Here is a 21,785-nt window from a genome sequence, read left to right on the forward strand (position 1 = left end):
CGGCGGCATGGATCGGCATGAACATCTCCCTTCCCTCCCCCGCTGCGCAGGCAGCGCCGGTGCATGCACTGCACGGGCAGACCATGGGTACGACGTGGTCCGTCCAGTACACCAGCCCGTCGCGCATCGATCCGCATGCATTGCACGACGCCATCCAGGCGCGCCTGGACGAATTGGTCGCGCAGATGAGTACGTGGGAGGAGGACGCCGACATCATGCGCTTCAACCGCTGCGCCGCAGGCGAATGGTTCGTCCTGCGGGACGACATGCTGCAGGTGCTCATGGTGGCGCTCGACATCGCGTCACGCAGTGACGGCGCGTTCGACCCCACCGTGTCGCCGCTGGTGGCGGCATGGGGATTCGGGGCGCATGCGCAAAGGCGGGGTCGCCCCACGCCCGCGGCGCTGGTCGAAGCCCGCTCCCGCGTCGGCTGGCAGCACCTGCGGCTCGATGCCGCGCAGCACCGCGTCCGCCAGCCGGGCGGTGTGATGCTGGACCTTTCGGCCATCGCCAAGGGCTACGGCGTGGACGTGGTGGCCGCCCTGCTGCGGCGTCGCGGTATCGATGCCGGCCTGATCGAAGTGGGCGGCGAACTGTATGGCTATGGCCGCAAGGCCGACGGTCAACCATGGCGCGTGCTGGTGGAATCCTCCCCGGATGAGGAAGCCGACAACGAAGGCCTGGAACCGCGGGTACTGGCACTGGATGGCATGGCCGTCGCCACCTCGGGCGACCGCTGGCATGCGTACGCGCAGGATGGTCACCGCTACTCGCACACGATCGACCCGCGCAGCGGCGAGCCGGTGACCGATGCCGCTGCCGCAGTGACCGTGATCGCGGCCGATGCGATGCACGCCGATGCCTGGGCCACCGCCCTGACCGTCATGGGCACCGAAGAAGGTCCGGCTTTCGCGGCGCATCACGGTCTGGCGGCGCGCTTCCTGCAACGCACCGGCGAAGGCTTGCGGGAAACCATGACGCCAGCGTTCGAGCAGCACCTGGCGGCATGAGCACGGCAGGCCCTTCACCTCGGCACGGTAGCGCCGCCCTGGTTGGCAATGCGCTGGTGATGCTGTCGCTGGCCGCGTGCGCCTGGCTGTTCGCTGGCTTGCACGAGGGCGACTGGTGGCAGGCCAGCCCGTCCAGGGCCCGCGTCTTCATCGCCGCCGCCGCCTTGCTGGCGTATGCCGGACTGGTGGCGGGCATGCTGTCCCGCGCGCGCAAGCACGACACGTCGGGACAACCGGTGATGCTGGCCGGATCGGATGCGACGTGGGTGGTGCATGCCAGTCAGACCGGTTTCGCGATGGAGCTGGCCGATATGACCGCCGCGTCGCTGCGCCACGGCGGCGTTGCGGTCCAGCGCGCGGGGCTGGAACGGCTGGATGCGGCACGGTTGCAGTCCATCGGGCGCGCCGTGTTCGTCGTCAGCCCCACCGGCGAAGGCGATCCGCCCGACCCCGCGCTCGGCTTCGTCCGCCACGTGATGTCGCAGACACTCCCGCTGCACACGCTGCGCTACGCCGTCCTGGCCCTGGGCGATCGCGAATACGCGCAGTTCTGCGCCTTCGGCCACCAGCTCGATGACTGGCTGCGGCGACAGGGCGCGCAACCGCTGTTCGACCTGGTGGAAGTCGACAACGCCGACGACAGTGCCCTGCGCCACTGGCAGCACCATATCGGCCAGTTGGGCGACGGGTCCGACGCGCAGGACTGGTCCACGCCGCGGTACGAATCCTGGCGGTTGCGCGATCGTGTCGAGCTGAATCCCGGCAGCATTGGTGGGCCCGTGTTGCCCCTTTCCCTGACACCCGGATCCGGTTCGCTGCCCGACTGGGCCGCTGGCGACATCGCCGAGATCGGGCCGTGCCGCGCCATGGCCGAGGTCGACGAGGTCCTGCAGCGCACGGGCCTGGCGGGCGATGTTCCCGTGCAGTGGCAGGACCACGCGCAACCGCTGGCGCAGGTACTTGTCCGCAGCCAATGGCCCGTCGCGGACCATGAGCTCTGGCGCGGAGATGCGCAGGCGCTCGCCGATGCCTGCACGCCCCTGCCGCACCGGGAATACTCCATTGCGTCCCTTCCCGGCGATGGCGCGCTGCACCTGCTGGTGCGCCTGATGCATCACGCAGACGGTACCGCCGGCCTGGGCAGCGGCTGGCTGTGCCGGCATGCGCAGCCGGGAGACGCCATCGCCCTGCGCATCCGCCGCAATCCGAATTTTCATCCGCCCGCCGCCGATGTACCGATGATCCTGATCGGCAACGGCACGGGCCTGGCGGGTCTGTGCGCCCGCCTGAAAGCGCGGGCGCTGGCCGGCGCGACGCGCAACTGGCTACTGTTCGGCGAGCGCCAGCGCGCGCACGACGCCTTCCTCGCCGACGAACTGGCGGCATGGCAGGCGCAAGGCCTGCTCCCACATCTCGACCTGACTTTCTCGCGCGATGGCGACACCCACCGCTACGTCCAACATGCGCTGGCTTCGCACGCGAACCGGCTGCGGCAGTGGGTCGAAGAAGGCGCGGCGGTGTACGTATGCGGAAGCCTGGCCGGCATGGCGCCCGACGTGGACGCCACGCTGCGCCGCATCCTGGGCGAGGACAAGGTCGAAGCCCTGCGGACCGCCGGGCGCTATCGCCGGGACGTGTACTGACCTGTCGTCCTCAGCGGCCTTCGGCCTCGATGCGGATGGCCAACAGCTCACCACCACCGTGCAAGGCATGCCGCGTGCGCGTGTCGCCCCCGGTCAGAACGGCAGTATCGCCGCTGCACAGGTCGTCAAGGCCGCTCGCCGCGTCGAACGCCGCCTGTCCGGCGATCAGGGGGACGACCCAGTGCACTCCGGGCTCGGTGAAGAACAGCATCGGCCCCACCAGCGGACGATGCAGCAGTTCGGTACGGACCCGGCCACGCCGCCACATCAGGTTGAAATCGTGCGTCGTGCCGTCGACCAGCTCGCCCGTCACCACGTCCTCGCCCGCGAACCGATAGCGGTCGTGGGGCGGCATCAGATCGACCGTGCGCCCGTCTTCGAACCTCAGGCGCAACCCGTTCCCGCGCAGCAGCACCAGTTCGCGGTCGACGCCGGGGAACGATGAGAACGCCGCATCGCGTTCGATCTCGGCGATCGACAGCCGCCAGTCCCAGTCATCGTTGTCCGGGACCCGCGCGATCTCGCGGGTCCAGCCCAATCCATTCTTCCAGCGCACCCGCCGGTACTCGTTGGCGTGAATGACGCGCGATGATTCCGGCATGATGTCCCCCGGCAGTCCGTCGCGGGATTCTAGCCGGCGCCCGGCCTTGCCGCGCCTGCCCACCCACAAACGACAACGCCCGGACGTGCGTCCTGCGCGTCCGGGCGTTGTCGACATCCCTGTCGGTCTACCGCCGGCGAATCAGGCTGCAACCTGCTGCCGACCTGCGCGTCGTGCGCGATATGGATACGTCCCTGTCGGCATCCCGCCTGTTTCCCCCTGGCTTCCTGCCCCTGTGCCTGGCGCTCCACGTCCTGTGGAGACGCCCGGCACGGGAATCGATCAGCGCCGCGCGACCGGCTTGGCGGGCGCCGCGGTTGCGGCAGCCGGCTTGCGCGCCGGAGCGGCGCCCGTGCGCAGCTCGATGCGGTCGCGGTTCTGCTCGACGATGCTCAGGCCGATGCCCTTCACCATGGCGAGCTCCTCGGCGCTCTTGAACGGGCCGTTGGCCTTGCGGTACTCGACGATCGCGGCCGCCTTCGACGGACCGACCCCGACCAGCACGCGATCCAGCGCGGCCGCGTCGGCGGTGTTGATGTTGACCTTCTCGGTGGCCAGCGCCTGCGCGGCGATCAGCAGCGACAGGACGGCGGCGAACACGGTGTGGACGAACGACTTCATGACGACTCTCCTTGTGGCGATGGACTGTCCCTGGACGGCGGACGCCTCTTGGCATCCGCCATGTTGCCGCTGCAGGCCGATGACCTTGGCGGCAGGTTCAGTCTTGCGTTCCCACGGGCTTCAAGATATCGCCCGAGCACGGGGGAATCTGCCCGTAAACACCGCGCATGCATGTAGGAAAAGTCCTACCCCTTTCCAGGGCGTAGAATGACCGCCTGTGCCTTTCAGTACCCGGAGTTGCCATGGACACCGTCAAAGTCGACCGCTATGTAGCCGAGAAATGGGATGACGACATCGTCCCGCAGCTGGTCGAGTACATCCGCATCCCCAACAAGTCGCCGATGTTCGACAAGGACTGGGTGGCCAACGGGTACATGGAACAGGCGGTCCAGCTGATGGAGCGATGGGCGAAGGCGCAGTCGGTGCCGGGCATGCAGGTGGAAGTGGTGCGCCTTGAAGGCCGCACGCCGCTGATCTTCATCGAAATCCCGGCAACGGGACCCGACACCGGCGCCGACACCGTGCTGCTGTACGGCCATCTGGACAAGCAGCCGGAGATGACCGGCTGGGACGATGACCTGGGCCCGTGGGTGCCGGTGATCAAGGGCGACAAGCTGTATGGCCGCGGCGGCGCCGACGACGGCTACGCGATCTTCGGCTCGCTGGCCGCCATCCAGGCACTGCAGCAGCAGGGCGTGCCGCATGCGCGCTGCGTGGTGCTGATCGAGGCCTGCGAGGAATCCGGCAGCTACGACCTGCCGGCCTACGTCGATCACCTTGCCGACCGTATCGGCAAGCCGTCGCTGGTCGTCTGCCTGGACTCCGGCTGCGGCAACTACGAGCAGCTGTGGTGCACCACGTCGCTGCGCGGTCTGGCCGGCGGCAATTTCACGGTCAAAGTGCTGGAGGAAGGCGTGCATTCCGGCGATGCGTCCGGCGTGGTGCCGTCCAGCTTCCGTCTGCTGCGCCAGCTGCTGTCGCGGCTGGAGGACGAGCAGACCGGCCGCATCCTGCCGGAAGGCCTGCAGGTCGAAATCCCGGCGGACCGTCTCGCACAGGCCCAGGAAGCCGCGCGCGTGCTGGACACGGCGGTATTCGACAAGTTCCCGTTCCTGCCCGGCATGACCCCGATGGCCGAAGACCTGGCCGAGCTGGTGCTCAATCGCACGTGGCGCCCCGCGCTGTCGGTCACCGGGGTCAACGGCATGCCGCCGCTATCGTCCGCCGGCAACGTGCTGCGCCCCTACACGTCGGTGAAGCTGTCGCTGCGCCTGCCGCCTACACTGGATGGCAAACAGGCCGGCCAGTTGCTGAAGGACCTGCTGGAAAAGGATGCACCCAACGGTGCGCAGGTAAGCCTGGAGCTCGAGAAGGCCAGCACCGGCTGGAATGCGCCGGCGATGTCGCCGTGGCTGGAAAACGCCATTGATGCTTCCAGCCGCGAGTTCTTCGGCAAGCCGGCCATGTACATGGGCGAAGGTGGCACGATTCCCTTCATGGGCATGCTGGGCGAGAAGTTCCCCGGTGCGCAGTTCATGATCACCGGTGTGCTGGGCCCGCATTCCAATGCGCACGGCCCGAACGAATTCCTGCACATCCCGATGGGCAAGAAAGTCACCGCCTGCGTGGCGCGCGTGATCGCCGAACACCACGCGGCCAGTGTCCGTGGCGAGACCACCGGCGTGGCGGCGGTAGCCGGCGGCGAACAGCACGGCGACCACGGCTGCTGCTGATCCAGACAGGTCGTGCCACCTGCAGAAGGCCGGGGCGACCCGGCCTTCGATCATTCCGGCCTCATGCTCATGCCGGCTCCTGAAGGTCCGACTCACCAAGCCCCGAGTCGGCTCCTCCGCCTCCGACTCTCTGAGCGCCATGCCGGCCGCTGCCCACGCCGCGGGCAGCTGGGTTACGCTTCACGTCGCCCCACACCTTCCCAACCGGAGCGTTTCGATGGAACAGATCTTTGGCGGCGGCATCCTGTGGACCCTGCTCATCGGCTTCCTGGCCGGCCTGCTGGCGCGTGCGCTGAAACCCGGCGACGACAAGCTGGGCTTCTTCATGACCATCGTGCTGGGCATCCTGGGCGCACTGCTGGCGCGCTTCATCGGCGGGACGCTCGGCTGGTACAGCCCCGGCGAACCGACGGGATTCATCGCCTCGGTGATCGGCGCCATCGTGCTGCTGCTGATCTACGGCATGGTCCGCAAGAAGAAGTGACATCCCGGAGAGAACGAAGGCCCCGCTCACGCGGGGCCTTTCCTTTTTGCACGCGCGGGCGATACGGTCACTGACTTCTGCCGTACACGTCCTCGAACCGCACGATGTCGTCCTCGCCCAGGTAGCTGCCGGACTGCACTTCGATCAGCTCCAGCGGCACCTTGCCCGGATTCTCCAGGCGATGCTTCACGCCCAGCGGGATGTAAGTGCTTTCGTTTTCCGACAGCAGCAGGGTTTCATCGCCGCGCGTCACCTTCGCGGTACCGCTGACCACGATCCAGTGCTCGGCGCGGTGGTGGTGCATCTGCAGGCTCAGCGCGGCACCGGGCTTGACCTTGATGCGCTTGACCTGGTGGCGGCCTCCGTTGTCGACCGAATCGTAGCTGCCCCACGGACGGTGCACTTCGCGATGCAGGACGGCCTGGCTGCGTTGTTCCTGCTTCAGCCGCGCGACCACCTGCTTGACCTCCTGCACCTTGTCTTTGCGCGCGACCAGCACGGCGTCGTCCGTCTCCACCACCACGATGTCGTCCACGCCCACCAGCGCCACCAGTCGCTGCGCGTAGGCGTAGCTGTTGCGGCTGTCGACCGCGATCACGTCGCCGTGGTGCGCATTGCCATCGGCATCGCGCTCGGCCACGTCCCACAGCGCGGACCAGCTGCCGACATCGTTCCAGCCGATGTCCACCGGCAGCACCATCGCATCGGCGGTTTTCTCCATCACCGCGTAGTCGATGGAGTCCGACGGACACGCACCGAAGGCGTCCTTGTCCAGGCGCACGAAATCGCCATCGTGCCGCGCGGCCGCATGCGCCGCGCGCACGGCATCGACGATATCGGGACGGAAGCGCGCGAGTTCTTCGAGGTAGCGGCTGGCGCGGAACAGGAACATCCCACTGTTCCAGTAATAGCCGCCTGCATCCAGATAGGACCTGGCCGTGGCGGCATCGGGCTTCTCGACGAAGCGCAGGACCTGGCGCAGGCCGTCGCCGGCTTCGGCCTGGATGTAACCGAAGCCCGTTTCCGGTGCATCGGGCACGATGCCGAAGGTCACCAGCGCACCGGCCTCCGCCGCGGACGACGCCTCGCGCACGGCGCGCTGGAAGCCGGCGACGTCGCGGACCACGTGGTCCGACGGCAGCACCAGCAGCAGCGGATCGGCGCCGCCCGCCATCGCCTGCAGGGCCGCGGCGGCAATCGCTGGCGCCGTGTTGCGACCCACCGGTTCCAGCAGGATCGCCGGTACCGGCGCGCCCACCTGGCGCAACTGTTCGGCGACCAGGAAGCGGTGCTCCTCGTTCGCCACCACGATCGGCGCCAGATCGGCCAGCGCTTCCACGCGGCGCCACGTGGCCTGCACCATGGTGTCGTCGCCGGCAAGCGGCAGGAACTGCTTGGGGTAGGCCTCGCGGGAGAGCGGCCACAGGCGCGTGCCGGAGCCGCCGGACAGCAGCACGGGTTGGAGTTGGGCCATGCAAGCCTCGCAAGTCGGTAGGGCGCCAGTTTACCCTGTAGCCCTTTGACGCCTGTGCCCGCCCCCGACCGCATGAACCCTACGATTCAGGACCCTTCCGGGCGTGGCGCCCAACGCCTGGAGTGGGCGCGCGGCGCGCTCGGCGACCCCTACGCACAACTGGAGCGCGCGTCGATGGACGCCGGCTTCCGCAGCTACTGGCGCAGCCTGGGCGATGGTCCCGGGCGCATCGTGATGGACTCGCCTCCGGGCCTGGAGGATGTCCGTCCCTGGCTGTCCATGCGCGAACTGCTGGTGAGCGGCGATGTGCGCGTACCGGAGGTGCTCGCCATCGACATCGAACACGGCTTCCTGCTGCTGGAGGACCTGGGCGGTCCGACCCTGGCGCATGTGATCAGCGAGGACAACGCGGACACCTGGTTCGATGCCGCGCTGGAGCAGTTGCTGCGGCTGCAGGCGATCGTTCCACCCGCCGGCATGGGGGAGTTCGGCGAAGCGCTGCTGCAGCGCGATGCCGGCCTGTTCGACGAATGGTTCCTGCGTCGCCATCTGGGACTGGTGCTGGACTGCGGCGAGAGCGAGGGACTGGAGCTGGCCCAACGCCGGTTGATGGACAATGCGCTGGGGCAGGCGCGCGTGCTGACGCATCGGGATTTCATGCCCCGCCACCTGATGCCGGTGACGCCGGGGCCGGCGGTGCTGGATTTCCAGGATTGCGTCCGCGGGCCGATCGCCTACGACGCGATGAGCCTGTTCAAGGATGCGTTCCTGAGCTGGCCGCTGGAACGCGTGGATGGCTGGCTGGCCCGCTATCACGCCCGTGCGACGCGCGCCGGACTACCGGTGCCCGAACTGAAGGTGTTCCTGCGCGACGCCGACTGGATGGGCATCCAGCGCCACCTGAAGATCCTCGGCATCTTCTCGCGCCTGCACTACCGCGACGGCAAGACGCGCTACCTGCCCGACGTGCCGCGCTTCATCCGCTACCTGGACGAGGTCCTGCCGCGATATCCGGAACTGGATGGCCTGCGGACGCTGCTCGACGCGCGCATCAAGCCGGTGCTGCAGGCGCGGGGCGAGATCGCATGAAGGCCCTGATCTTCGCGGCCGGCCTGGGCGAGCGCATGCGCCCCCTGACGGACCACACGCCCAAGCCGCTCATCGAAGCCGGCGGCAAGCCTTTGATCGTCTGGCATCTGGAAAAGCTGGCGGCGATGGGCGTGCAGGACGTGGTGATCAATACCAGCTGGCTGGCCGACCGCTTCCCGGTGGTGCTGGGCGATGGCGCGCGCTGGGGCCTGCGGATCCAGTATCTCTACGAAGGCGACACGCCCCTGGAAACCGGCGGCGGCATGCTCAATGCCCTGGTAGTGCTGGGCGAAGCACCGTTCCTGCTGGTCAATGGCGACATCTGGACCGATTTCGATTTCAACCGGCTGCCGCGCGAGCCGCAGGGTCTCGCGCATCTTGTGATGATCGATCCGCCCGGCTACGCCACCCATGGCGACTTCGCACTGGACCCTGCCGGGCATGTCCGCGGCGACGGCGAGCGCCGCCTTACCTACGCGGGTATCGGCGTCTACCGCCCGGCCCTGCTGGACGGTTGGGCTCAGCATGTGGACGACCACGCCAGCATCGCCGGGAACGGAAAGCCGCGCTTCCGCCTGGCGCCGATCCTGCGCGCGCACATGCCTGCGGGTCGGATCCATGGCGAACATCACGCTGGCGGCTGGACCGATGTCGGCACGCCGGAACGCCTGGCCGACCTGAACCGCGAGCTGTCGCGCTGACGTTGCGGCCTGCGACGGAAGACCTCGGCGGCGCGTAGTGTGGGGCTATGGATGCTCCCGCCCACGCCCCCGATCCCGACGCCGAAGCCGAGCGGCTTCGACGGGCCCGCAGGGGCGACGGCGCTGCATTCGAAGCGCTGTACTACGACCACGCGCGCGCGCTGCATGCGCTGGCATGCCGGCTGACGGGCAACGCGGCGGAAGCCGAGGACATCGTGCAGGAGACCTTCCTGCGAATGTTCGGCTTCCTGTCCGGGCTGCGCGAAAACACACCGTTGCGGCCGTGGCTGAAGCGCGTGGCGGCCAATCTGGCGATCGACCGCCTGCGCCGGCAGCAGCACCCCGGCACCGACATGGCCCTTGCCGCGCTGGCCGATACCGCCTCCGCCTCGCCAGCCGACGCCGCCGATGCCGACACCCTGTTGCGACGCCTGCCGCCGCTCGCCCGTACTGTCGTATGGCTGCACGAAATGGAGGGCTGGTCGCATGAGGACCTGGGCCGCCGCTTCGGACGCACCGCCAGCTGGTCCAAGTCGCTGATGTCGCGCTCGCTGGCGCGCCTGCGCCAAGACCTCGACCCCCATGGAGACGCTCCCCATGACACCTGAATCCCTCCACGCGCGCCTGGCCGCACTCCCGGAGCCGGATCTGCCGCCCGCGCTGTGGCCGCGTGTCCGGCATGCGCGCACGCGGCAACGCGAACGCCGCAGGCGGTTCGCCGCCGGCGCCATGACCGCGTTGGTACTGGCGGCCTTGCCGATGGTCTACACGCGTCTCTTCCCGCCTGCCGCACCCGTACCCGAGCGCTTGGCAGTGGTTCCGCGCGCGCCGCTGCACGAGGAGCCGCTGCGCGCCGTCGACCGCGAGCTGCAGCACGCCTACGAGCGAGGCGCCAGCGAGCAGGAACTGCAATGGCTCTGGCAACGGCGTGAGGCGCTGGCGCGCAGCGGCGCTGCCCCTTCCCTGCCCCAACCGGTAGAAATCTGAGGTGGATACCGTGAATACCTTCCGTTTCGTTACGCACACCCTGATCGCCGCCGCATGGGCGACCGGTCTTGCGACCAGCGCGCACGCGCAGTCGACGCGCGAACTCGACGCCGCCCTGCTGCAGATGTCGGAACGCGGGGATCTCAAGGACACCGGCGCTCCGCAGGTGATCCAGAAACCCGCCCAGGTCCGCTACGAACTGGGTGCCGTCGTCGACGTGCGCGCGGCGCAGCGCAACGGCCTTCCCGTGCTGGCGCTGACACCCGATGGACCCGCCGCGCGTGTAGGACTGAAGGCCGGCGACCGGCTGGTGGCCCTGAACGGCGTACGCCTGGACGGCACCGCGCCGCCGGCACCGCTGCTGGAGCAGGCAATGCAGCGCGGTGCGGGCCGGGTGAGCGCCGAGATCCTGCGCGGCACCACGCCCCTGAAGCTCGAGGGAGCGGCCGGCGTGGTGGCCGTGCCCGCCTACCGCATCGAGATAGGCCCCGAAACCCGGGGCGCCTGCGGATTCGTCACCGCGCACGCCGGCACCGTTCCCAAGAGCCAGGGCATCTTCCGCGCCGACATCACGACCATCGACGGACGCAGCACGCCGCTGCAGCCGGTGAACCGGCACCGGCTGCCCGTCGGCCGCCACGTCCTGGTGGTGCGCGAATTCATCGACCGGCACCGCCTGAACTCCGCGCAGCTGCTGCAGATCGACAAGATGAAGCGCTTCGCGATGGCCAAGGCGTACAAGCCGCTGGTGGTCGACGTGAAGCCGAACACCAGCTACCGCATCGGCGCGCGCCTGCTGCGCGACAGGCTGGACACCCAGAGCCTGCGCGAAAATGCCTACTGGGAGCCGGTGGTGTGGGAGGAGGTCCCCGAAACCTGCCCCTGATGCCGCGCGGGGCCTCAGCCCGCGGCGCCGAGCGTCTGCCGCAGGAAGGGCACGGTGATCCGGCGCTGTGCCGCCAGCGAGGCACGGTCCAGCCGGTCGAGCACCGCGACCAATGCGCCCAGGTCGCGGTCGGTGCGCGTGAGCAGCCAGTCGAGTGCGGCCTCTTCCAGTATCAGGCCACGCCGTTGAGCGCGGTCGCGCAGCACGTCGCGGCGCCCTGCGTCGTCGAGGGGATGCAGCGTGAAACGTAGGCATTGCTGCAGGCGCGAGCGCAGGTCCGGCAGCACCAGGCCGATGTCGTCGGGAATGCTGCGCGCGGTGTAGAGCACATTCAGTCCCGAGCCGCGCGCCCGGTTGTGGAAGTCGAACAGCGCGACTTCGTCTTCCCGCGTACCGGCGATCGCGTCCAGGCCATCCACCGCAACCACATCATGGCCTTCCAGGGCATCGAGCGCCTCGCGCATTCGTCCTGCCGCCGCGATGGCCGGCAGATAGGCCGCCCGCCGTCCCTGTTGCTCGGCGGCCGCGCAGACGGCCAGCGCCAGGTGGGTCTTGCCGGTCCGCGACGCGCCGGCCAGGTACACCCAGTCCGCGCCCGTCCCTGCAGCCAGCCGCGACAAGGCCGCCAACGCGCCGTCCGGCGGCGCGATGAAGCTCTCGAAGCGCTGGTCCGGCGGATAGCGCAGCGCCAGCGGCAGTTGCGGTCCCAGCCCGGCCCCCGGAACGTCGCGGCTCACGGCGCCTCGTTTTCCCGCGTCGAGGCCTGCTCCACGCTGCTCTTGTCGATGTACGAATCCAGCACGATGGACGGCCGGTCGCCGGCATACAGGCGGCTCTGCGTGTAGCGTTCGTGGGCGAAGCGCAGCAGCACGTTGGCGATCGCGGCCACTGGCAACGCCAGCAGCATGCCGAGGAAGCCGAACAGCTGGCCGCCGGCCATGATGGCGAAGATCACCGCCACCGGATGCAGGCCGATGCGGTCGCCGACGATGCGCGGCGTCAGCACATAGCCTTCCAGCATCTGGCCCACCACGAACACGCCCATCACCATCGCCACCAGCGACCAGTCGCCGCCGGACTGCACCATCGCGGCGATCACGCCCAGCACGATGCCGGTGGCGGTGCCCAGATACGGCACGAAGCTGATCAGGCCGGCGATGATGCCCACCAGCAGGCCCACCTTCAGGCCCACGATCGACAGGCCGATGGCATAGATCGCGCCCAGCGCCAGCATCACCAGGAACTGGCCGCGCAGGAAGGCGCCCAGCACCTCGTTGGACTCCAGCGCCAGCCGGGTGACCGTGGCGATATGGTCGCGCGGCACCAGCGCGGCGATGCGTTCGACCAGCAGGTCCCAGTCGCGCAGGAAGTAGAAGGTCAGGATCGGCAACAGCACCAGGTTGGCGATCCACGCCATCACCGCGAAGCCCGAGCGCGAGAAATAGCCGAACAACGTGGCCGCCACGCCACCGGCCTGCTGCCAGTGGCCGCGCACCCACTCGGTCAGCCGGTCCACGTCCAGCCAGGCGACCAGCTCCAGCCCGGTCCGCTGCTCCACCCACGGCAGCGCCGTCTGCATGAACCAGTCGCGGTACGCCGGCAGCGATTCGATCACCGTGACCACCTGGCGCTCGATCATCGGCACCAGGATCACCAGCGACAGCACCAGCAACAGCAGCATCAGGGTGAAGACCAGCACGACCGCGGTCGTGCGCGAGCGCCCCGACCGTTCCAGCCGGTCCACCCACGGATCGCCCAGCCAGCCCAGCAGCGCCGCGCAGACGAAGGGCGTGAGCACGGGCGCCAGCAACCAGATCAGCCAGCCCACGATCAGGGCGATCAGCAACCATTGCCAGCGACGGGCCAGCGTACCTGCCGGCGTGGAGGAGAGATCCATGCAGCGTCCTTGTGTCAGCGCATCTGGTAGACGGGCGGTTCGCCTTCGCCGCCGGTGAACGGCGCCTCGTCGCCCATCGTGCGGCGGAAACCGGCCAGGCCGGAAACGAATTCGAGATCGAGTTCCAGCGTGTCGCCGCTGGCGCGCACCGGCGTGATGCGGCGGACCACGGCCATCTTCTGCAGGTGCCCGGTCAGGCGCAGGTAGTCGTCGGTGGTGCGGATACCGGTGAACAGCACCCGGTACGTGCCGGCGGGACCAGCGCTGCCGCGCTTGCCGTAGCGCTTCACCAGTGCATCGGCCGTGCCGTCGGCGCCAGATGCCATCGCGCGGCGCGCGTCGGCATCGCTGACCGACCATTTCGCCAGCACCTTGCCGGCGTCGACGAATCCCCAGTCGGCGGTCCAGCCGCCCTTGTTGCGGTACAGCTTGCCCACCAGTTGCATGGGCGGGCTGTAGCGCGCCGATGCGCGCGCCACCGCCGCCGTGTCCTGGCGCCAGATGGCGCCGACCAGCGCCTGCTCGGCGGCGCCGCCGGCCGGCAGGCCCAGGCTGTAGCCGCGTTCGATGGCGCGATTGAGCAGCGGCCGGGCGGCATTGGCGTGCTGCAACCCCATCAGGCGGGGCCCGCTGCCGTCGTTGATCGCCAGCCAGACCACCGGCTTGGGGCGGGGCTGCGGCCAGACCGGCAGGCCCAGCGCACCGGCCAGGCCGTTGACCTGATCTTCGTCGAAGCGCACCACCAGCGTGGTGCGGAACGTCGGCGCGCCGGTCGGCGACGTGCCCTGGTCCTGGCGGTAGTCGTAACCCTCCACGTAATCCCGGGCGTTGCGCAGTTCGGCGCCCACGCCCGGGCGCGACATCGCCGAACGGTCACCGCTGAGCTTGGCCAGCACGCTGCCCAGCGCGCGCGCGAAGCCGCCCTGGCGCTCCTCCTCGCCCTGCCCGTTCACCGGGACTTCCGCCTGGTACAGGCCGCGCGCGGAGACCGCATCGCCCTCCGTGCGCAGGCCGGACTGCGCCAGCGCGGCGGTGCTCAAGGTCAAGGTCGCCAGCAGCAGGGCGGCGGCGAGGGCGATAGCGGAAGTGCGGCGCATCAAGCGTCCTTGGACTCGACAGACCCCTCGAATTGTTGCGCGAATGGGCCTTGCCCGCCAACGTCACCCGTTCAGGACGGCCGCGCGCCCACCCGATTCCTTTAAAATCCCACCTCTCGCCCACCGACGACCGCCCGTGACCCAGCCGACGCCCCCTGCCTCCACCCCGATGACCTATCGCGACGCGGGTGTCGACATCGACGCCGGCAACGAGCTGGTCGAGCGCATCAAGCCGCTGGTCAAGCGCAGCTTCCGCCCGGAGGTGATGGGCGGTCTGGGCGGCTTCGGCGCCCTGTTCGACCTGTCCGGCAAGTACCGCGAGCCGGTGCTGGTCTCGGGCACCGACGGCGTGGGCACCAAGCTGAAGCTGGCGCAGCAGTTGGGCCGCCACGACACCATCGGCATCGACCTGGTCGCCATGTGCGTGAACGACGTGCTGGTGCAGGGCGCCGAGCCGCTGTTCTTCCTCGACTACTTCGCCACCGGCAAGCTCGATGTCGATACCACGGTCGCCGTGGTCGGCGGCATCGCCCGCGGCTGCGAGCTCTCCGGCTGTGCGCTTATCGGCGGCGAGACCGCCGAGATGCCCGACATGTACGGCCCGGGCGAATACGACCTGGCCGGCTTTTGCGTGGCCGCGGTGGAGAAGTCGCGCCTGCTGGATGGCGCCAAGGTGCGCGCCGGCGACGTGCTCATCGGCATCGCGTCCAGCGGTCCGCATTCCAACGGCTATTCGCTAGTGCGGCGCATCTACGACCGCGCCGGACGGCCCGCCGACCTGGACGTGGGCGGCGTGAAACTGGCCGATGCGCTGATGGCGCCGACCACGCTCTACGTGAAGCCGATCCTGGAGCTGCTGCAGGCGCACGACCTGCATGGCATGGCGCACATCACCGGTGGCGGCCTGACCGAGAACATCATCCGCGTCATCCCCGATGGGCTGGGTCTGGAGATCGACGCCAGCGCCTGGACGCTGCCGCCGGTGTTCGACTGGCTGCAGCGCGAAGGCGCGGTGGAAAACACCGAGATGTGGCGCACCTTCAACTGCGGCATCGGCTTCGTGCTGGTGGTGGCACCCGACCAGCTGGCCGCCGTGCAGGCCGACCTGGCACGCCTGCAACTGGCGCACTGGCAGATCGGCGAAGTCGTCACCGCCGCGGGCGGCGAACGCGTCCGCATCGGCTGATCGCGGCATGCCGCGCAGCAAGGCGATCGCCTTCGGGCTGACGCTGGCGGTGTTCGCCGCCAGCTGGATCGCGCCGCGCTGGCCGCTGGAACAGGGCATGCACAGCAGCCTGACGGTCGTGGGCCTGGGCTGGCTGTGGTGGCACGACCGCCGTTGGCCGCTGCGTCCGACGCACTTCGCCCTGATCTGCGCCTTCATCGTCGCGCACTGCATCGGCGCGCGCTGGCTGTATTCCTATGTCCCGTACGACGCCTGGCTGCAGACCGCCACCGGCTGGTCGCCGGCGCAGGCGTTCGGCTGGCACCGCAACCACTTCGACCGCTTCATCCATCTGATCTACGGTCTGTGCTTCACGCCCGCCGTCTGGCACTGGTTGCGCCAGCGCTGGCCGTCGCTGTCGGTGGGACATGCCTTCACCGTGACGGTGATGCTGATCATGTGCACGAGCCTGCTGTACGAGTGGTTGGAATGGGGCATCGCGCTGACGATGTCGCCCGAGGCCGCCGAGTCCTACAACGGCCAGCAGGGCGATGTGTGGGATGCGCATGCGGACATGCTGCTGGCCACCGTCGGCGCCCTGCTGGTATGGCCCCTGGCGCGTGCCGAGCGCCGCGGGACCCCGGCATGACCGCGCGTCGGGCCGTGCTGGCCTCGGGCAGGGGCAGCAACCTGCAGGCGATCCTGCACGCCATCGAGGCGGGCACGCTGAAGGCCGACGTGGTGGGGGGGTTCTCGGACAGGCCGGCCGCAGCCGCCCTGCAGCAGGTCCCGCCTGAAAAGCGCTGGAGCGCGCGCCCCGCGGCCTTTTCCACGCGCGCCGCCTATGAGGCCGCACTCGCGGACGCGGTGGCCGCCACCCGCCCCGACTGGGTGGTGTGCGCGGGGTACATGCGCATCCTGGGGGATGCGTTCATCGCCCGGTTCCGCGGGCGCCTGCTGAACATCCATCCTTCGCTGCTGCCGAAGTACCGCGGCCTGCATACCCACGCCCGCGCGCTGGAGGCCGGCGACCGCGAACACGGCGCCAGCGTCCACTTCGTCATTCCTGAACTGGACGCGGGCACCGTGGTGGCCCAGGTCCGAGTGCCCATCGTGGCCGGCGACAACCCCGAGACACTGGCGGCGCGGCTGCTTCCGCGCGAGCACGCGCTGCTGGTGGCCGTCCTGCAGCTGGCGGCGTCGGGTGCGTTGGCTGAACAGGGCGACATCACGCTCTGTCACGGTCAGCCGCTATTAAATCCCCTGTGCCTAGATTCGGCCGACCGATTGGTTTCCTGACCCCCCGATGCTCTCCCCCCTCCGTCCCCTGCTGCTCGGCCTGGCTCTGGCCGGTTCCGCTGCGCCCACCCGGGCGCTGGAACCGTTCGTGGCCAGCTACCAGGCCTACAACGAGGGCAAGCTGGCCGGCAACGCCAGCATGAAGGTGACGCCGCGGGCGGGCGACCAGTGGCAGATCGACCTGAACGTAAAGGGCACGCGCGGCTTCGCGCGCCTAGCGGGACTGAACATCGAGCAGAGCACGGAGTTCGACACCCGCGACGGGCAGTTCCGTCCGCTCAGCCAGGCCACCGTCCGTCACGCCCTGCTGATGGGCAAGAAGATGGTCGGCACCTACGACTGGAAAAGCGGCACCGCCCAGTGGCAGGGCGACATCAAGAAGAACCGGCGGGCACCGTTGCAGCTGCAGACCGGCGACATGAGCGCCCTGCTGATGAATCTGGCGGTGATCCGCGACGCCGCACCCGGCAGGCAACTGACCTACCGCGTGGTGGACAACGGCCGCGTGCGCGAGTACCAGTACGTGGTCTCGCCCGAGCCCGAAACCGTGACGGTCGAGGACCTGAGCTACAGCGCCCTGCGCGTGAGCCGGTCCAACGGCGGCAACGACGAGACCATCTTCTGGGTCGCCGATGGCGTACCCACCCCCGTGCGCATCCTGCAGCGGGAAGACGGCCAGGACGGCGTGGATCTGCGCCTGGTCGAATATCAGGGAGTACCGTGAACATGCTGAAGAACACGCTTGCCATGCCCCGCACGCTGCTGGCCGCCGCCCTGCTGGCCGCCGCCAGCGCACCCGCGTTGGCCGTCGAAGCCTTCACCGCCCAGTACAACGCCAGTGCGCTCGGCATGGTGGGGGAAGGCCAGATGTCCGTCTCGCCGCAGCCCGGCAACCGCTGGCAGTACACGCTGAGCGTGCGCAACCAGGCGGTGGATCTCAGCCAGAAGACCGTGTTCGATGTGCAGGATGGACGCATGCGCCCGCTCAGCAGCAGCGACACGTCGCGCCTGCTGATCAAGAAGAAGAACGTCAACACGGTCTACGACTGGTCGAAGGCCCAGGCCACGTGGAGCGGCGACGTGAAGCCGGACCGCGCCGGCCCGGTGAAGCTGGCGGCCGGCGACATGGATGCGCTGCTGGTCAACCTGGCCATCGTGCGCGACGTGGCCGCAGGCAAGCCGCTGACCTACCGCATGGTCGAGAACGGCCGCGCCAAGCCCATGACCTACCAGGTGGCGGGCAAGGAGCGCATCACGGTCGCGGGCAAGCCACAGGAGGCCACCAAGGTCGTGCGCACCGATGGCGACAAGCAGACCATCGTCTGGGTGGTGGCCGATGCCCCGGTGCCGGCGCGCATCCTGCAGCGCGAAAAGGGCCAGGACACCATCGACCTGACGCTGAAATCCTGGCGCTGAATCATCCCGGCGCCGCAATGGAAAAGCCCGGCATGGCCGGGCTTTTTCTTACTCTTTGGCCGGTGCGGTCTCGGCCTGGAACACGGTCTTGCAGTCCATCCTGATCGTGCCCGCGCCGCTTCGCCACGCGAAGGTGTTGCACTGGCGCGGGCCGTCCTGCTTCTGTTCGACCACGACCGAGAAGACCGCCTGCGCGATCTCGCCCTGCGTCACCGTCCCGTCGCCGTTCCAGTCCATGTCCTGGGTGGTGATGCCGTGGGTGGCGGCGGCGCCGGTGTAGTGCAGCCAAGCGACCAGCGCCAGCAGCGCGACGACGATGCCGAGCAGGATCTTGCGCCGCAACGCGAACCGCGAACGGATGCCGGACAGCTTGGGGTCGTGCCGGCTCACGACACGCGCCTGATCTGCGCGCCCAGGCCGCCCAGCTTCTCCTCGATGTTCTCGTAGCCGCGGTCCAGGTGGTAGATGCGGTCGATGGGGGTCTCGCCCTCGGCCACCAGGCCGGCCAGGATCAGCGAAGCGGAGGCACGCAGGTCGGTCGCCATCACCGGGGCGCCGCCCAGCCGCTCCACGCCGCGCACGATGGCGGTGTGGCCTTCGACGCGGATGTCCGCGCCCAGGCGCAGCAGTTCGTTGACGTGCATGAAGCGGTTTTCGAAGATCGTCTCGCTGATCACGCCGACGCCATCGGCCACGCAGTTCAACGCCATGAACTGCGCCTGCATGTCGGTGGGGAATGCCGGGTACGGCGCGGTGGTCAGGCTGACCGCCTTCGGACGCTTGCCCTGCATGTCCAGGGTGATGCTGTCGGCCGTGGTCTCGATCTTCGCGCCGGCTTCGGTGAGCTTGTCGAGCACGGCTTCCAGCGTGTCGGGGCGCGCGTTGCGCGCGGTGACCTTGCCACCCGTCATCGCCGCGGCGACCAGGAAAGTGCCCGTCTCGATGCGATCCGGCACCACCGAGTGGCGTCCGCCGCCCAGACGCTCGACGCCGTGGATGACGATGCGCGACGTACCGGCGCCTTCGATCTTCGCGCCCAGCGCGTTGAGGCATTCGGCCAGGTCGGTGACTTCCGGCTCCATCGCGGCGTTTTCCAGCACCGTGGTGCCTTCGGCCAGCGTGGCCGCCGCCATGACGTTCTCGGTACCGGTGACGGTAACCATGTCGAACACGAAGCGCGCGCCCTTCAGGCGCGCCGCGCGCGCCTTGATGTAGCCGTTCTCGACGGTGATCTCGGCCCCCAGCGCCTGCAGACCCTTGATGTGCTGGTCGACAGGGCGCGAACCGATCGCGCAGCCGCCGGGCAGCGACACCACCGCCGCACCGTGGCGGGCGACCAGCGGACCGAGCACCAGGATGGACGCGCGCATCGTCTTCACCAGCTCGTACGGTGCGACGAAGCGGCTGACCGTGGTGGGATCGACGGTGATGCCGCGCCCCTTCGCCAGCGTGCCCTCGTCGATGGTGATGCCGGCGCCCAGCTCGCCCAGCAGCTTCACGGTGGTCACCACGTCGTGCAGATGCGGCACGTTGGTGATCTCCACCGGCGCGTCCGCCAGCAGGGTCGCGCACAGGATGGGCAGCACGGCGTTCTTGGCGCCGGAGATGGTGACTTCGCCGTTGAGCGTGTTGCCACCGGTGACGATGATCTTCTGCATGTCGGGTTCGTTGTCGGGAAAAAGGGAATAGCGCCGGCGGCGCCTACGGGCGTTTGGCGGGGCGCGCAGGCTGCCTGAGCGCTCTTTCTAGGCGTTCGGCATGTCGCGCCTGCCAAGGATCGGATCGGTCCAGCTTGGACAGCGTCGCGCGGACATCCGCCTCATCGAGGGTCGAGTCGGACATGACGCGATGGTAGAACGACAGCACGCTCCAGCGGCCATCGTCCGGATACTCGGCCTTGAGCCTGTCGATGTAAGGCTTGGCGCGTGATGCATTGGCCTTGCGTGCGCTTGCGCTGGCCGTTCCCTCCTGGAACAGCAGGACTTCGGCCAAGGTGACCAGCGACGCCTGCCTCAGCGCCTCATCCCCGGTCGCGATGTCGAACTCGCGCACGGCATCGTCATACCGGCCCATGTTCTGGTAACCGGCTCCCGCGTTGAAATGCGCCCTCGCATCATCGGGCTTCAGTTCCAGCGCGCGCAGCGTGTACTTGAGGCTCCATTCCGGCTCGGTGGCCACCAGCAGCGAGCCAAGGACCCTCGCCTCCCAGGCATCCGGCATCCGGAAGCGGGCCGCCTGCAGATAGTAGGCGAGTTGTCGGGCGTCGCCCGACGGGCCGCTCAGCAGATTGCGGGCCGCCGTACCGGCATTCTCAAGGGCATCCTCGTCACTACCCATCGCGATCGCCGCTTCCAGCGCCTCCAGTGCCTGCTCGGGCACCGGATCACGATCCAGCAGCAGCTCGCCGACGTCACCCAGCGGCTGGGCTCGATAGATGGCCAAGTGCGGACGCTGCATCATGAAGCGGGACAGCGTGCCGACATGATCGACCATCTGTTCGTAACTGCCGCCCCAACGCGGCAACAGCGACCGCATGGTCACGTTCGCCAGTTCCGGGCAGGCGGGGTCAAGCGCCTCGGCGGCGCGGCGTGCGAGCGCTTCCAGTTCCGGACGGGAATCCAGCATGCCGATATCGATCATCCCCGTGTACGCGGGAATGAGGCGGGGATTGAGGGCGAGCGCCTTCTCGAAATGCGGAATGGCCTGCCCGGCAAGTTCGCTCATGCGCCTCATGTTCTCGCGCGGCGTCTGGGGTGCGTACTTGCCTCCGCGCGCCTTCCAGGCCGCGCCATTGAAGTAGGCGGCGCGCGCCAGGTGCGCATAGGCGCTTTCGGGTGCCTGGCGCAGCCACGCCTCCGTCAGCGCACCCACGCGTTCCGAGTCCGCCTTGGACGTCAGTAGATAGTTGAAGGTGTCATGGATGTCGTCGCTGAAGTGCTCCGTCGAGTAGTGCCGGGCGAGGCTCGCGTCGAACAGCGCCTCGATGTCGGCCATCTCCCCGCGCTGGACCATGCCCTCGATATCCTCGAGAGAGGGCCGCCGGATGCCGAAGTGATGCCGGCAATGCGCGGCGGCGTGGCCCACGGGCCAGTTGTTGTCCGGCAGGTCCGGAAACGCGAGGCAGCGCTGCAGCGGATCCTCGATGCGCTCAGCCTCGCGGGCCTTGACCAAGTAGGCGCGCCACGGCTCGGAAACGCCATCCTGCAACGCTTCATTGGCCTTGGCCGGGATGGCCGGAGAAGCCCACGCACCTGCGCATGCCAATCCGACCCCCAAGAGGGCACCACGCACGACCGACACCGCATGCATCCGCTTCATTCCCGTGAACGCTCCCGGCCGACGGAGAATCAGGCGCCAGCCTCGTCCGGCGTCTGCGTGCGCAATTGCAGCGCATGGATCGCGCCACCCATCAGGTCGCCCAGCGTGGCGTAGACCATGCGGTGGCGGGCCAGCGGCAGCTTGCCGCGGAAGGCCTCGGCCACCACCGTGGCCTCGAAGTGCACGCCGTCATCGCCCTGCACGTCCGCGCGGGCGCCAGGCAGGCCGGATTCGATCAGTTTACGGATGGTTTCGGCGTCCAACGGGCTTTCCTAATAAAATACCCGGCCATTCTACCCGTCGGCGCCCGCGCGGACGTGCAGGGCGATGACGGCGTGCACTTCGAGGCCACGGTGGTGGCCGA

The 21,785-nt window shown here is 68.8% G+C and carries 24 protein-coding genes; 14 read left to right on the plus strand and 10 right to left on the minus strand.

What is annotated here, in order from left to right; all coding sequences use genetic code 11:
- Positions 1 to 17 precede the first annotated feature (17 nt).
- Both CSC76_RS08855 and CSC76_RS08860 read left to right on the plus strand, forming a co-directional pair.
- On the plus strand, positions 18 to 1,010 hold the full coding sequence (locus CSC76_RS08855) for an FAD:protein FMN transferase (protein WP_162109668.1): 993 nt from the start codon (positions 18 to 20) through the stop codon (positions 1,008 to 1,010).
- Entirely contained in the window at positions 1,007 to 2,653 is a 1,647-nt protein-coding gene (locus tag CSC76_RS08860; protein ID WP_162109669.1) for a sulfite reductase subunit alpha, read from the plus strand. The genes CSC76_RS08855 and CSC76_RS08860 overlap by 4 nt, the downstream gene beginning before the upstream one ends.
- 10 nt (positions 2,654 to 2,663) lie before the next feature.
- Here the strand turns inward: CSC76_RS08860 and CSC76_RS08865 are convergent, their stop codons facing one another.
- Together CSC76_RS08865 and CSC76_RS08870 are read right to left on the minus strand one after the other, a co-directional pair.
- Positions 2,664 to 3,254, minus strand: coding sequence for a HutD/Ves family protein (locus CSC76_RS08865; RefSeq protein ID WP_162109670.1), 591 nt, complete (start codon positions 3,252 to 3,254; stop codon positions 2,664 to 2,666).
- A 282-nt stretch (positions 3,255 to 3,536) separates the two neighbouring features.
- Positions 3,537 to 3,875 (minus strand): ComEA family DNA-binding protein, encoded by a 339-nt coding sequence (locus CSC76_RS08870; RefSeq protein WP_162109671.1) that lies wholly within the window; start codon positions 3,873 to 3,875, stop codon positions 3,537 to 3,539.
- A 242-nt stretch (positions 3,876 to 4,117) separates the two neighbouring features.
- Here CSC76_RS08870 and CSC76_RS08875 point away from each other — a divergent pair, with 242 nt between their 5' ends.
- Both CSC76_RS08875 and CSC76_RS08880 read left to right on the plus strand, forming a co-directional pair.
- Positions 4,118 to 5,608, plus strand: a complete 1,491-nt coding sequence (locus CSC76_RS08875) for a M20 family metallopeptidase (protein ID WP_162109672.1) — start codon at positions 4,118 to 4,120, stop codon at positions 5,606 to 5,608.
- 217 nt (positions 5,609 to 5,825) lie between these two features.
- Complete coding sequence (locus CSC76_RS08880) at positions 5,826 to 6,092, plus strand: GlsB/YeaQ/YmgE family stress response membrane protein (RefSeq protein WP_162109673.1); 267 nt, start codon at positions 5,826 to 5,828, stop codon at positions 6,090 to 6,092.
- A 67-nt stretch (positions 6,093 to 6,159) separates the two neighbouring features.
- Here the strand turns inward: CSC76_RS08880 and CSC76_RS08885 are convergent, their stop codons facing one another.
- Entirely contained in the window at positions 6,160 to 7,566 is a 1,407-nt protein-coding gene (locus CSC76_RS08885; RefSeq protein ID WP_162109674.1) for a mannose-1-phosphate guanylyltransferase/mannose-6-phosphate isomerase, read from the minus strand.
- A 72-nt stretch (positions 7,567 to 7,638) separates the two neighbouring features.
- On the opposite strand from CSC76_RS08885, the gene CSC76_RS08890 reads away from it, so the two are divergent.
- The 5 genes from CSC76_RS08890 to CSC76_RS08910 are packed head-to-tail and all read left to right on the plus strand — an operon-like array spanning position 7,639 to position 11,229.
- Positions 7,639 to 8,655, plus strand: coding sequence for an aminoglycoside phosphotransferase family protein (locus CSC76_RS08890; protein WP_162109675.1), 1,017 nt, complete (start codon positions 7,639 to 7,641; stop codon positions 8,653 to 8,655).
- Positions 8,652 to 9,356: an N-acetylmuramate alpha-1-phosphate uridylyltransferase MurU gene (murU, locus tag CSC76_RS08895; protein WP_162109676.1), complete on the plus strand. Its 705-nt coding sequence runs from the start codon at positions 8,652 to 8,654 to the stop codon at positions 9,354 to 9,356. The genes CSC76_RS08890 and murU overlap by 4 nt, the downstream gene beginning before the upstream one ends.
- A gap of 47 nt (positions 9,357 to 9,403) precedes the next feature.
- Positions 9,404 to 9,964 carry an RNA polymerase sigma factor gene (locus tag CSC76_RS08900; RefSeq protein WP_162109677.1) on the plus strand — a complete coding sequence of 187 codons (561 nt, stop codon included), beginning with the start codon at positions 9,404 to 9,406 and terminating at the stop codon, positions 9,962 to 9,964.
- On the plus strand, positions 9,954 to 10,343 hold the full coding sequence (locus tag CSC76_RS08905) for a hypothetical protein (RefSeq protein ID WP_162109678.1): 390 nt from the start codon (positions 9,954 to 9,956) through the stop codon (positions 10,341 to 10,343). Before CSC76_RS08900 ends, CSC76_RS08905 begins: the two co-directional genes overlap by 11 nt.
- A gap of 1 nt (position 10,344) precedes the next feature.
- Positions 10,345 to 11,229, plus strand: coding sequence for a PDZ domain-containing protein (locus CSC76_RS08910; RefSeq protein ID WP_162109679.1), 885 nt, complete (start codon positions 10,345 to 10,347; stop codon positions 11,227 to 11,229).
- Positions 11,230 to 11,243: 14 nt separating this feature from the next.
- On the opposite strand, the gene hda is transcribed toward CSC76_RS08910, so the two are convergent.
- Genes hda through CSC76_RS08925 form a run of 3 tightly spaced genes read right to left on the minus strand, consistent with a single transcriptional unit; the run spans position 11,244 to position 14,223 of the window.
- Positions 11,244 to 11,939, minus strand: a complete 696-nt coding sequence (gene hda / locus CSC76_RS08915) for a DnaA regulatory inactivator Hda (RefSeq protein ID WP_162109691.1) — start codon at positions 11,937 to 11,939, stop codon at positions 11,244 to 11,246.
- 23 nt (positions 11,940 to 11,962) lie between these two features.
- Positions 11,963 to 13,126, minus strand: a complete 1,164-nt coding sequence (locus CSC76_RS08920) for an AI-2E family transporter (protein ID WP_162109680.1) — start codon at positions 13,124 to 13,126, stop codon at positions 11,963 to 11,965.
- Positions 13,127 to 13,140: 14 nt separating this feature from the next.
- The gene (locus tag CSC76_RS08925) at positions 13,141 to 14,223 is read right to left on the minus strand and encodes a DUF2066 domain-containing protein (protein WP_162109681.1); all 1,083 of its coding nucleotides are present in this window, start codon (positions 14,221 to 14,223) and stop codon (positions 13,141 to 13,143) included.
- A gap of 169 nt (positions 14,224 to 14,392) precedes the next feature.
- On the opposite strand from CSC76_RS08925, the gene purM reads away from it, so the two are divergent.
- The 5 genes from purM to CSC76_RS08950 are packed head-to-tail and all read left to right on the plus strand — an operon-like array spanning position 14,393 to position 18,103.
- Positions 14,393 to 15,409 carry a phosphoribosylformylglycinamidine cyclo-ligase gene (gene purM / locus CSC76_RS08930; protein ID WP_187573264.1) on the plus strand — a complete coding sequence of 339 codons (1,017 nt, stop codon included), beginning with the start codon at positions 14,393 to 14,395 and terminating at the stop codon, positions 15,407 to 15,409.
- 7 nt (positions 15,410 to 15,416) lie between these two features.
- Positions 15,417 to 16,037: a DUF2238 domain-containing protein gene (locus tag CSC76_RS08935; protein ID WP_162109683.1), complete on the plus strand. Its 621-nt coding sequence runs from the start codon at positions 15,417 to 15,419 to the stop codon at positions 16,035 to 16,037.
- On the plus strand, positions 16,034 to 16,687 hold the full coding sequence (gene purN / locus CSC76_RS08940) for a phosphoribosylglycinamide formyltransferase (protein ID WP_162109684.1): 654 nt from the start codon (positions 16,034 to 16,036) through the stop codon (positions 16,685 to 16,687). Before CSC76_RS08935 ends, purN begins: the two co-directional genes overlap by 4 nt.
- A 7-nt stretch (positions 16,688 to 16,694) precedes the next feature.
- Positions 16,695 to 17,411, plus strand: a complete 717-nt coding sequence (locus CSC76_RS08945; protein WP_162109685.1) for a DUF3108 domain-containing protein — start codon at positions 16,695 to 16,697, stop codon at positions 17,409 to 17,411.
- A gap of 2 nt (positions 17,412 to 17,413) precedes the next feature.
- Positions 17,414 to 18,103 (plus strand): DUF3108 domain-containing protein, encoded by a 690-nt coding sequence (locus tag CSC76_RS08950; protein ID WP_162109686.1) that lies wholly within the window; start codon positions 17,414 to 17,416, stop codon positions 18,101 to 18,103.
- A gap of 48 nt (positions 18,104 to 18,151) precedes the next feature.
- Here CSC76_RS08950 and CSC76_RS08955 read toward each other — a convergent pair whose 3' ends face one another.
- Genes CSC76_RS08955 through CSC76_RS08970 form a run of 4 tightly spaced genes read right to left on the minus strand, consistent with a single transcriptional unit; the run spans position 18,152 to position 21,684 of the window.
- The gene (locus CSC76_RS08955) at positions 18,152 to 18,493 is read right to left on the minus strand and encodes an EF-hand domain-containing protein (RefSeq protein WP_238394920.1); all 342 of its coding nucleotides are present in this window, start codon (positions 18,491 to 18,493) and stop codon (positions 18,152 to 18,154) included.
- Positions 18,490 to 19,761, minus strand: a complete 1,272-nt coding sequence (murA, locus tag CSC76_RS08960) for a UDP-N-acetylglucosamine 1-carboxyvinyltransferase (RefSeq protein ID WP_162109687.1) — start codon at positions 19,759 to 19,761, stop codon at positions 18,490 to 18,492. The genes CSC76_RS08955 and murA overlap by 4 nt, the downstream gene beginning before the upstream one ends.
- Positions 19,762 to 19,804: 43 nt before the next feature.
- The gene (locus CSC76_RS08965; RefSeq protein ID WP_162109688.1) at positions 19,805 to 21,421 is read right to left on the minus strand and encodes a DUF4034 domain-containing protein; all 1,617 of its coding nucleotides are present in this window, start codon (positions 21,419 to 21,421) and stop codon (positions 19,805 to 19,807) included.
- A gap of 29 nt (positions 21,422 to 21,450) precedes the next feature.
- Positions 21,451 to 21,684 (minus strand): BolA family protein, encoded by a 234-nt coding sequence (locus CSC76_RS08970; protein WP_162109689.1) that lies wholly within the window; start codon positions 21,682 to 21,684, stop codon positions 21,451 to 21,453.
- Positions 21,685 to 21,785: the final 101 nt, after the last annotated feature.

It is taken from the genome of Pseudoxanthomonas mexicana, assembly GCF_010093385.1.
Lineage (GTDB): Bacteria > Pseudomonadota > Gammaproteobacteria > Xanthomonadales > Xanthomonadaceae > Pseudoxanthomonas_A > Pseudoxanthomonas_A mexicana.

Bases quoted from the DNA above. Each gene is read 5' to 3' on its own strand.
- CSC76_RS08925 (WP_162109681.1), bottom strand. From the start codon at position 14,223: ATGCGCCGCACTTCCGCTATCGCCCTCGCCGCCGCCCTGCTGCTGGCG.
- murA (WP_162109687.1), bottom strand. From the start codon at position 19,761: ATGCAGAAGATCATCGTCACCGGTGGCAACACGCTCAACGGCGAAGTC.
- CSC76_RS08905 (WP_162109678.1), top strand. From the start codon at position 9,954: ATGACACCTGAATCCCTCCACGCGCGCCTGGCCGCACTCCCGGAGCCG.
- purM (WP_187573264.1), top strand. From the start codon at position 14,393: ATGACCTATCGCGACGCGGGTGTCGACATCGACGCCGGCAACGAGCTG.
- CSC76_RS08950 (WP_162109686.1), top strand. From the start codon at position 17,414: ATGCTGAAGAACACGCTTGCCATGCCCCGCACGCTGCTGGCCGCCGCC.
- CSC76_RS08855 (WP_162109668.1), top strand. From the start codon at position 18: ATGAACATCTCCCTTCCCTCCCCCGCTGCGCAGGCAGCGCCGGTGCAT.
- CSC76_RS08860 (WP_162109669.1), top strand. From the start codon at position 1,007: ATGAGCACGGCAGGCCCTTCACCTCGGCACGGTAGCGCCGCCCTGGTT.
- CSC76_RS08890 (WP_162109675.1), top strand. From the start codon at position 7,639: ATGAACCCTACGATTCAGGACCCTTCCGGGCGTGGCGCCCAACGCCTG.
- purN (WP_162109684.1), top strand. From the start codon at position 16,034: ATGACCGCGCGTCGGGCCGTGCTGGCCTCGGGCAGGGGCAGCAACCTG.
- CSC76_RS08945 (WP_162109685.1), top strand. From the start codon at position 16,695: ATGCTCTCCCCCCTCCGTCCCCTGCTGCTCGGCCTGGCTCTGGCCGGT.
- CSC76_RS08865 (WP_162109670.1), bottom strand. From the start codon at position 3,254: ATGCCGGAATCATCGCGCGTCATTCACGCCAACGAGTACCGGCGGGTG.
- CSC76_RS08880 (WP_162109673.1), top strand. From the start codon at position 5,826: ATGGAACAGATCTTTGGCGGCGGCATCCTGTGGACCCTGCTCATCGGC.
- murU (WP_162109676.1), top strand. From the start codon at position 8,652: ATGAAGGCCCTGATCTTCGCGGCCGGCCTGGGCGAGCGCATGCGCCCC.
- CSC76_RS08885 (WP_162109674.1), bottom strand. From the start codon at position 7,566: ATGGCCCAACTCCAACCCGTGCTGCTGTCCGGCGGCTCCGGCACGCGC.
- CSC76_RS08935 (WP_162109683.1), top strand. From the start codon at position 15,417: ATGCCGCGCAGCAAGGCGATCGCCTTCGGGCTGACGCTGGCGGTGTTC.
- CSC76_RS08965 (WP_162109688.1), bottom strand. From the start codon at position 21,421: ATGAAGCGGATGCATGCGGTGTCGGTCGTGCGTGGTGCCCTCTTGGGG.
- CSC76_RS08875 (WP_162109672.1), top strand. From the start codon at position 4,118: ATGGACACCGTCAAAGTCGACCGCTATGTAGCCGAGAAATGGGATGAC.
- CSC76_RS08920 (WP_162109680.1), bottom strand. From the start codon at position 13,126: ATGGATCTCTCCTCCACGCCGGCAGGTACGCTGGCCCGTCGCTGGCAA.
- CSC76_RS08870 (WP_162109671.1), bottom strand. From the start codon at position 3,875: ATGAAGTCGTTCGTCCACACCGTGTTCGCCGCCGTCCTGTCGCTGCTG.
- CSC76_RS08900 (WP_162109677.1), top strand. From the start codon at position 9,404: ATGGATGCTCCCGCCCACGCCCCCGATCCCGACGCCGAAGCCGAGCGG.